7 protein-coding genes are annotated in these 8475 nt (G+C 69.9%); 1 reads left to right on the top strand and 6 read right to left on the bottom strand.

The window, feature by feature from the left end; genetic code table 11:
- Positions 1–80: 80 nt before the first annotated feature.
- Positions 81–557 carry an Rrf2 family transcriptional regulator gene (locus tag MNZ29_RS20320; protein WP_242340078.1) on the bottom strand — a complete coding sequence of 159 codons (477 nt, stop codon included), beginning with the start codon at positions 555–557 and terminating at the stop codon, positions 81–83.
- An 84-nt stretch (positions 558–641) separates the two neighbouring features.
- On the opposite strand from MNZ29_RS20320, the gene MNZ29_RS20315 reads away from it, so the two are divergent.
- Positions 642–1481, top strand: a complete 840-nt coding sequence (locus tag MNZ29_RS20315) for a PHP domain-containing protein (RefSeq protein ID WP_242340079.1) — start codon at positions 642–644, stop codon at positions 1479–1481.
- Positions 1482–1571: 90 nt separating this feature from the next.
- Here the strand turns inward: MNZ29_RS20315 and MNZ29_RS20310 are convergent, their stop codons facing one another.
- The 5 genes from MNZ29_RS20310 to MNZ29_RS20290 are packed head-to-tail and all read right to left on the bottom strand — an operon-like array spanning position 1572 to position 8326.
- Positions 1572–3128 carry an NADH-quinone oxidoreductase subunit N gene (locus tag MNZ29_RS20310; RefSeq protein ID WP_242340080.1) on the bottom strand — a complete coding sequence of 519 codons (1557 nt, stop codon included), beginning with the start codon at positions 3126–3128 and terminating at the stop codon, positions 1572–1574.
- Positions 3129–3146: 18 nt separating this feature from the next.
- Complete coding sequence (locus tag MNZ29_RS20305) at positions 3147–4808, bottom strand: NuoM family protein (protein WP_242340081.1); 1662 nt, start codon at positions 4806–4808, stop codon at positions 3147–3149.
- Positions 4809–4827: 19 nt separating this feature from the next.
- Complete coding sequence (locus tag MNZ29_RS20300) at positions 4828–7368, bottom strand: NADH-quinone oxidoreductase subunit L (protein WP_242356503.1); 2541 nt, start codon at positions 7366–7368, stop codon at positions 4828–4830.
- Between the two features lie 2 nt (positions 7369–7370).
- Entirely contained in the window at positions 7371–7676 is a 306-nt protein-coding gene (nuoK, locus tag MNZ29_RS20295; protein ID WP_242340083.1) for an NADH-quinone oxidoreductase subunit NuoK, read from the bottom strand.
- 14 nt (positions 7677–7690) lie between these two features.
- On the bottom strand, positions 7691–8326 hold the full coding sequence (locus MNZ29_RS20290; protein WP_242340084.1) for an NADH-quinone oxidoreductase subunit J: 636 nt from the start codon (positions 8324–8326) through the stop codon (positions 7691–7693).
- Positions 8327–8475 lie beyond the last annotated feature (149 nt).

Genomic DNA, 8475 nt, shown 5'->3' with positions numbered 1-8475 from the left:
CCCCGCCCCGGGGCCCCCGCCGCGGGGGGGGGGGCCCGGGGGGCGGGGCCCCCGGGGGGGGGGCCCCCCCCCCCCCTAGATCATGCCTCGCGCGCCGACGACTGGAGCTGGAGCTGGACGAGGCCGATCTGGCCGTCGTCGGCCGGCTTGAAGGCGAGCTCGACGAGCTTCGCCTGCCGGTAGACGTCGAGCATCCGCTCCTGCCCCTGGCGCCAGACCGAGACCATGGTACACGCGGTCGAGTGACCGCAAGCGTCCTCGCCGTCGAGGCAGACGTTCAGGGCGACCGGCCCCTCCACCGCCTCGATGACGTCGAGGAAGCTGATCTCGTTCGGCGAGCGCGCGAGGGCGTAGCCGCCGTGCGGGCCGCGCGTGGACTTCACGAGGCTCTGGTCGACGAGGGTCTTCAGGATCTTCGCGAGGAAGTCCTCCGGTACGTCCATCTGGCGCGCGATCTCCCGGAAGGGCACCACCGACTCCTGCGGGATCGAGGCGAGGTAGATCATCGCCCGGAGCCCGTAATCGATCTTCCGCGAGATACGCAGTACGTGCTGCATCGAGGCCTTCCCCGCGCGCCACCTCTCCCGCCGAGCGCGCTGTGCTTGAAGTCGATATTGTAGCACGCACGAGGTGGACATTTCATGGCTGGGCCGACCGCCGACGGACTCATCGACCTGCACTCGCACAGCCTCGCGTCCGACGGGCAGTTCGCCGCAGGCGACGTCGCGGCGCGCGCCGCCTCGGCCGGCGTGAAGGTCTGGGCGCTCTGCGATCACGACACGGTGGCGGGCCTGCCCGCGGCGAACGAGGCCGCGGAGCGCCTCGGCCTCCGCTTCGTGCCCGGGATCGAGCTCTCCGCGTTCCTCGACCGGCGCGAGATCCACCTCCTCGGGCACTTCGTGGACCCGGCGGACGCGGCCCTGAGGCGCTTCGAGGACTTCCTGGCGGACCAGCGACGCACCCGCATGGAGCAGATCGTGAAGAAGCTCTCCACGCTCGGCGTGCGGCTGCAGGTCCACGACATCGAGAAGTACAGCGGCGGCAAGACGATCGGTCGGCCGCACGTGGCGCGGGCGATCGTGGAGACGGGGGCGGTCGTGGACGTGAAGGAGGCGTTCGACCGCTTCCTCGGCGAAGGCCGGCCGGCGTACGTCCAGCGCTACCGGCTCGACGCCGAGGAGGCCGTGCGGCTCGTGCGCTCCGCGGGCGGGACCACCACCGTCGCCCACCCCGGCGTGTCGGGGCTGGAGCGCGGGGATCTCGAGCGGCTGCGCGCGTTCGGCGTCGAGGGCGTCGAGGTGCTGCACGCCGACCACAACCCGTCGGTGCGCGAGAAGTACCGCCGCGCGGCCGAGGCGCTCGACCTGGTGCCCACCGCGGGGTCCGACTTCCACGGACCGCAGATCTCGCCGGACCGCCACTTCGGCGACGTCACGATGAGCGCGGCGGACCTCGCGCGCCTCGAGGCTCGCAGGCCCTAGAGGGCGGCGCCCGCGCGGGACGCGAAAAGAGAACGGCCCGACCGGCTGGAACCGGTCGGGCCGCTCGCCGCGGCGCGCTGCGGGGGTCGCCTACCCGCGGAACAGCTGCAGCGACGCCTGCGTCCAGCGGATCATGGGCGTCCACCAGATCCCGAACACCAGGATGGCCAGCGAGAACCCGCCGAGCAGCAGCTGGTAGCCCGGGCGCGCGCGGATGGCCGGCGCGTCGGCCGTGTACGGCGCGTCGATGAACATCGCCCGCACCACGCGCACGTAGTAGTAGAGCGAGACCGCCGTGTTGAGCGCGCCGATGAGCGCGAGCCACGCGTACCAGCCTCCGCCAGGCCCGTCGATCCGCTCGAAGACCGCGTAGAACAGGTACCACTTGCCCGCGAACCCGGCGAACGGCGGGAGCCCCGTGAGCGAGAACAGGAAGATCGCGAACGCCACCGCCGCGACCGGGTGGCGCCTGGACAGGCCGCGGTAGTCGAGGATCGACTCCGAGCCGGTCGCCTCGGCGACGAGGATCACGACCAGGAACGCGCCCACGTTCATGACGAGGTACACGAGCATGTAGATCATGACGGCCTGCACGCCGCGGTCGGAGACCGTGGAGAGGCCCATGAGCGTGTAGCCCGCGTGCGCGATGGACGAGTAGGCGAGGAGCCGCTTCAGGTTCGTCTGCCCGAGCGCGGTGAAGTTGCCGAGCGTCATCGTGACGGCGGAGACGACCCCGATGACGGCGGGCCAGGGGATCCCGGCGAGCGCCACGGCGAAGCCGGTGGCGGGCGAGGCGGGGCCGGCGAGCGCGGTGTTGAAGATCCGGATCGCGAGCGCGAAGCCCGCGGCCTTCGGGCCGACGGAGAGGAACGCCGTGAACGGCGTGGGCGCGCCCTCGTACACGTCCGGGCACCACATGTGCCACGGCACCGCGGCGACCTTGTAGCCGACGCCGGCGGTGACGAACACGATGGAGACCACGAGCGCGATGCGCGTCGCCGCGACCGAGACGGCCGAGCCGGCCTGGATCCCCTGCAGCTGGGCGCCGACCGCGTGGAGGCTCGTCGTGCCCGTGAGGCCGTACAGGTAGCTCATGCCGAAGAGCATGACCCCCGAGGCCACGCCGCCGTAGATGACGTACTTCAGCGAGCCCTCGGCGGCCTTGCGGTCGCCCTTGCGGAAGCCCGCGAGGACGTAGCTCACCATCGAGACGAGCTCGAGGGAGAGGTAGACCATGAGCAGGTCGGTCGCGCTCGCCATCATGAACATCCCGAGCACGATCGCCATGAGCAGCGCGAAGAACTGGCCGATGCGCTCGGGCGGGAAGTCGCGCCCCTGCGCGGCGATGACGACGGTGAGCGCCCCCGCCGCGAGGAACAGCCACTTGAAGAAGATGGCGAACGCGTCGTTCGCGAGCATGCCGTTGAACAGCGACTGGGCGTCCGGCGGCTGGATGGCGAGGAGCCCCGCCGCCGCTGCGAGGACGGCGAGCGCCGCGGCGGAGAGGAGCGCGACCCGCGCCGCGCTCCGGCGGAAGACGACGTCGAGCACGAACAGGATCAGCGTCCCGAACGTGAGCGCCATCTCCGGCCGGAACCAGAGCGCGGAGCGCAGGTTCTCGTCGACGAGAGGGAGGAAGGAGTCCATCACGGTCTCGCTCCGGGCCTACAGCGGCCGGATGTTCTGGATGATGAGGTGCAGGCTGCGGTTGATGACCCCGAGGATCGCCTGCGGGTAGAAGCCGAGGACGATCGCGATGGCGGCGAGCGGGTAGAGCGAGATGCGCTCGCGCCAGTTGAGGTCCGGATACCCCTTGTAGACGGGGTTCAGCTTGCCGAGGAACATCCGGTGGATCGCCCACAGGTAGTACGCGGCGGTGATGATGACGGCGGTCGCCGAGATGATCGTGTAGCCGGTGAACACCGGGAACGCGCCCGTGAAGACCATGAACTCGGCGATGAAGCCGGCGAGGCCGGGGAGGCCGAGCGACGCGAAGAACGCGAGGCCCATGATCGCGGTGTACTCGGGGAGCTCGGAGGCGAGGCCGCCGAACTTCTCGATCTCACGGTGGTGGGCGCGGTCGTAGATCACGCCCACGATGAGGAACAGCATCGGGCTGATGATGCCGTGCGTGAAGAGGTTCAGCACCGCGCCCGAGATGCCGGCGGGCGTCATGGCCGCCATGCCGAGCAGCGAGAAGCCCATGTGCGAGACGGACGAGTAGGCGATGAGCTTCTTCAGGTCCTTCTGCCCGAGGCAGACGAACGCGGCGTAGACGATGTTGATGACGCCGAAGACCGCCATCGCGTGCGCGGCCCACGCGGTCGCGTCGGGGAGGATGGGGTAGTTGAAGCGGAGGATGCCGTAGATGCCCATCTTCAGGAGCACGCCGGCCAGGATGACGGAGATCGGCGTCGGCGCCTCGACGTGCGCGTCGGGCAACCAGGTGTGGAAGGGGAACATCGGGATCTTGATCGCGAACCCGATGAAGAGGGCGACGAAGGCGAGCTTCGTGAACGCGATCCCGAGGATGGGCGCCGCGTTGAGGAACTGGCCCTTCGCGGCCTGGCGGCCGAGCTCGATGATGTTGAACGTGTGCCCGGAGGAGAGGGTCCCGTCCGCGAGCATCGCCGGCGCGCTGTTGTAGTAGATGCCGATGATCGCGAGGAGCATCAGCACGGAGCCGGCGAGGGTGTAGAGGAAGAACTTGATCGCCGCGTACTCCTTGCGCGGCCCGCCCCACACGCCGATGAGGAAGTACATCGGCAGGAGCATGACCTCCCAGAACACGTAGAAGAGGAACATGTCCAGGGCGACGAAGGTGCCCATCATGCCGGTCTGCAGGAGCAGCAGCATGACCATGTAGCCGGGCACCATCCGCACCGAGAAGTGCTTCGGGTGGTGGGCGTCGTCCCCGTGGCCGTGGTCGTGCTCGACCATGCCGGCCATCTCGGCGGCCTTGGCGCCCGACCACCACGGCATCGACGCGATGGTCGCGACGAAGGAGATGAGCCCGGACAGGAGCACCATCGAGATCGAGAGCCCGTCCGTGCCCACGAAGTACTCGATGTTGAACGAGCGGATCCACACGAAGTGGTGCGTGAGCTGCACGCCCGTGTCGGTCGGATCGTACATGCGCCACGCGGCGACCGCCGCGACGAGCGAGAGCCCGCTGGCGAGCAGCGCGATGAGGCGCGCGCCGTCGTCGACGAGCTTCTTGGGGAGGTTCGCGACGTAACGGACCGCGAGCAGGACGACGATCGCGGCCGCTCCGGCGAGCGGGAAGAATGTGGCCCAGCTGAGGACGTTGCCCGGGTTCAGGAACATGTGCTCGGCTCTCCTGGCGCTACGAGATGAGGAAGTTCAGCAGGACCACGACGAGCGCGCCCCCGAGCGCGCCGTAGAGGTACGTCTGGATCCGGCCGGTCTGGACGTGCCGCATCTGGCGGCCGATGCCCCACGTGGCCTGCGCCACCGCGTTCACCAGCCCGTCCACGAGGTACTTGTCGATGGCGGCGTCGAGCCGGCCGAGGGTGCGGCCGACGGCGCCGACGAAGTTCACGAGGCCGTCGATGACCGTGCCGTCGAAGCGGCTCAGCGCGCGGGCGAAGGAGACGGCGGGGCGGAGGACGGCGAACGCGTAGAGCTCGTCCACGTAGTACTTGTTGTAGACGACCGTCCAGGCGCCCTCGAAGCGGGCCTTGAGGCGGGCGGGGACCTCGCTCTTGCCGTCCTTGTAGAGCGCGCGGGCGGCGACCCAGCCGACCGTCGCCGCGAGGACGCCGATGCCCTGGAACATCCACTCCAGCGCGTGCGGCACCTCGTGGAACCGCCAGCTCGCGACCTCCACGGCGGGGAGCGCGGGCTCGAGCCAGTGCTCGAGGGCGGGGGCCGCGTGGCTCCAGAGCGTCGGGATGCCGAGGAAGAGGGTGAGGAACGAGCCCGCCGCGAGGAGCACGAGGACGAGCGTCATCGTCCAGGGCGACTCGTGCGGCGTGCCGCCGTGGTGCCCGTGGCCGTGCGCCGCGTCGTCGTCGTGCGCCGTCGCGTGACCCGCGTCGTGGCCGTGCGCGCCGTGGGCGTGGACGGCCGCCGCGTGGACGGGCGTGTCGGCGAGGGCGCCGTGCGCCGGCGCGTGCGACGTCGCGCCGAACGCGTGCGCCGCGCCGTCGTCCGCGTGGACGGAGTGCGAGAGCGCCGACGACTTCGCCGCGACGGCGGCGTGCGGGTCGACGTTGTGCTCGTCGTGGTGGCCCGAGTTCCCGCGGTACTCGCCGGTGAACGTCATGTAGTACGACCGGTACATGTAGAAGGCGGTGCCGGTCGCGGCGACGATGCCGATGACGAAGATCGCGGGCCCGAGCCACGGCGTCGCGACCCCGAACAGCTCGAGGTGACGGCTCGTGAAGGCTTTGAAGAGGATCTCGTCCTTCGAGTAGAAGCCGTTCATCACCGGGAACCCGGCGATGGCGATGCAGGCGAGGAGGTACGTCCAGCGGGTGATGGGCATGTACTTCTTCAGCCCGCCCATCTTCCGCATGTCCTGCTCGTGATGGCAGCCGAGGATGACGGAGCCGGACCCGAGGAAGAGCGTCGCCTTGAAGAACGCGTGGGTGAGGAGGTGGTAGGTGCCGGCCCAGTACGCGCCCACGCCCACGCCGATGAACATGAAGCCGAGCTGCGAGACGGTCGAGTAGGCGAGGACCTTCTTGATGTCGTACTGGAAGAAGCCGATCGAGGCGGCGAAGATCGCCGTCGCCGCGCCGATGAGCGCGACCCAGCCCATCGCCGACGGCGAGAGCGCGAAGAGGAAGTTGAGGCGCGCCACCATGTAGACGCCGGCGGTGACCATGGTCGCCGCGTGGATGAGGGCGGAGACCGGGGTGGGGCCGGCCATCGCGTCCGGGAGCCACACGTAGAGCGGCAGCTGGGCGCTCTTGCCCATCGCGCCGACGAACAGCAGGATCCCGATGAGCGCGAGGATCGAGACGCCCCAGATGTGCGTGTGGACGAGCCGCTCCTTCACGCCGGTCGCCTCGATGACGACCTGGTCGCGCAGCTCGCGGAAGTTCAGCGTCGGGCCGACCTTCACGCCCTCGACGCGCGGTGCGAGCGCGTCCGCCTCGGCCGCGGTCGCGGCGGGGGCGACCGCGTTGAGCTCGGCCGCCGGCTGGTAGTCCGTGTTGCGGAGGAGGCCGCCGTCCCGCGGCGTCCACGCGCCGCCGAGGGCCCAGAACAGGAGCAGGAGGCCGGCGATGAAGCCGAAGTCGCCGAAGCGGTTCGCCACGAAGGCCTTCATGCCGGCCTTGGCCTTCTCCGGATCCGTGTACCAGAAGGCGATGAGCAGGTAGCTCGCGAGGCCGACGCCCTCCCACCCGAAGAACATCACCGCGAAGTTGTCCCCCATGACGAGGAGCAGCATCGCGAAGATGAACAGGTTCAGGTACGAGAAGAACCGCCAGTACGCCGGCTCGTCGGCCATGTAGCCGATGGAGAAGACGTGGATGAGCGTCCCGATCCCCGTGACGACGAGGGTCATCATCATCGAGAGCGGGTCGAGCGCGAACGCGAGATCCACCGTCACGCGCCCGGCGGTGAGCACGTTCCAGAGCGTGTCCTGGAGGAAGCGCTCCTCGGCGGGGAGGTGGAGGATCTGCCAGAACGCCCGCAGCGCCACCGCGAACGCCGCGAGCATCGCGGTGACGGCGATGCGGTGGACGATCTTCTTGCCGAACATCCGCTGCAGCTTCCACCCGACGAGCGCGTTGATGGCCGCGCCGACGAGCGGGAACAGCGGGATGAGCCAGAGGTACGAGACGTGGTGCACGGCCAGCCGGCCGAGCTCCTCGGCCGCGTGGCCGACCACCTGAAGGTTCGCGTGTTCCATCGTTACTCTCGCATGAGGTCCGCGTGGCGGACGTCGATGGTCTTGAACGTCTGGAAGATGGAGAGGACGATCGCGAGGCCCACCGCGGCCTCCGCCGCCGCGAGGACGATGACGAAGAGCGCGAACACCTGTCCGGTCACGCCGCCGGTCACGTAGTGGTTGAAGGCCACGAAGTTCACGTTGGCGCCGTTCAGGATGAGCTCGACGCCCATCAGGATGCCGACGGCGTTGCGACGGGTGGCGACCGTCACGAGGCCGAGGGTGAAGAGCAGCGCACCGACGACGAGGAAGTGAGTGAGCGAGATCATGGGGTCTCCGGCCTTCAGTCGGCCTTGAGCTCCTTGCGCGCGATGACGACCGCCCCGATCAGCGTCGCGAGGAGCACCATCGACGCGACCTCGAAGGGCAGCAGCCAGCGCGTGAGGAACGCGTTGCCGATGGCGGCGGTCGTCGGCGCGAGCGGTCCGGGCTCGCGGGCGGCCCAGGGCGTGAGCAGCGCGACGGCGAGGAGGACCGGCGCCACCGCGACGAAGAGCAGGACGCCGCCGAACGGCCCGAAGCTCGCGTTCGACACCTTGACGTCGGTGATGCGGCTCGTGAGCATCACGGCGAACAGCACGAGCACCAGCACGCCGCCGATGTAGATGAGCAGCTGGGTGATGGCGACGAAGTCCGCCGACAGGAAGACGTAGAGGCCGCCCGCCCCGAGGAGCGCCGTGAGGAGCCCCAGGGCGGAGTAGAGGATGTTGCGCGAGAGGGCGACGCCCGCCGCGCCGGCCACGGTCAGGGCGGCGAGCACGTAGAAGACGATGTCGGGCAGCGTCAGCGCGCCGGGGGTGGGCAGCGGGCTCGCCTCCGCCGCGGGCCGGATGACCTGCGTCGTCATGTAGGCGGCGAACGCGGCGACCAGCGCCACGGCGACTCCCCAGGCGACGAGCTTTCCTGCGTTCGATCTCACGGTCGCGTCCTCACTTCGTCTCGGGGTTCGGGGTGACGGGCTTCTCGGCGGCGGGCACCGGGTCGGCCGCGGCGGCGGCGGCAGGCGCGGGGACGCCGTTCGTCGGGACGGCCTTGGGCGCGGGCGCGGCGCGGGGGGCGGGCGCCGCT

The organism is Anaeromyxobacter sp. SG64 (assembly GCF_022690745.1).
Taxonomy (GTDB): Bacteria; Myxococcota; Myxococcia; order Myxococcales; family Anaeromyxobacteraceae; genus Anaeromyxobacter; species Anaeromyxobacter soli.
Note: the sequence above shows the minus strand (reverse complement) of the source record. Positions and strands in the feature narration are given on the sequence as shown.

Bases quoted from the DNA above. Each gene is read 5' to 3' on its own strand.
- MNZ29_RS20320 (WP_242340078.1), bottom strand. From the start codon at position 557: ATGCAGCACGTACTGCGTATCTCGCGGAAGATCGATTACGGGCTCCGG.
- MNZ29_RS20315 (WP_242340079.1), top strand. From the start codon at position 642: ATGGCTGGGCCGACCGCCGACGGACTCATCGACCTGCACTCGCACAGC.
- MNZ29_RS20310 (WP_242340080.1), bottom strand. From the start codon at position 3,128: ATGGACTCCTTCCTCCCTCTCGTCGACGAGAACCTGCGCTCCGCGCTC.
- MNZ29_RS20305 (WP_242340081.1), bottom strand. From the start codon at position 4,808: ATGTTCCTGAACCCGGGCAACGTCCTCAGCTGGGCCACATTCTTCCCG.
- MNZ29_RS20300 (WP_242356503.1), bottom strand. From the start codon at position 7,368: ATGGAACACGCGAACCTTCAGGTGGTCGGCCACGCGGCCGAGGAGCTC.
- nuoK (WP_242340083.1), bottom strand. From the start codon at position 7,676: ATGATCTCGCTCACTCACTTCCTCGTCGTCGGTGCGCTGCTCTTCACC.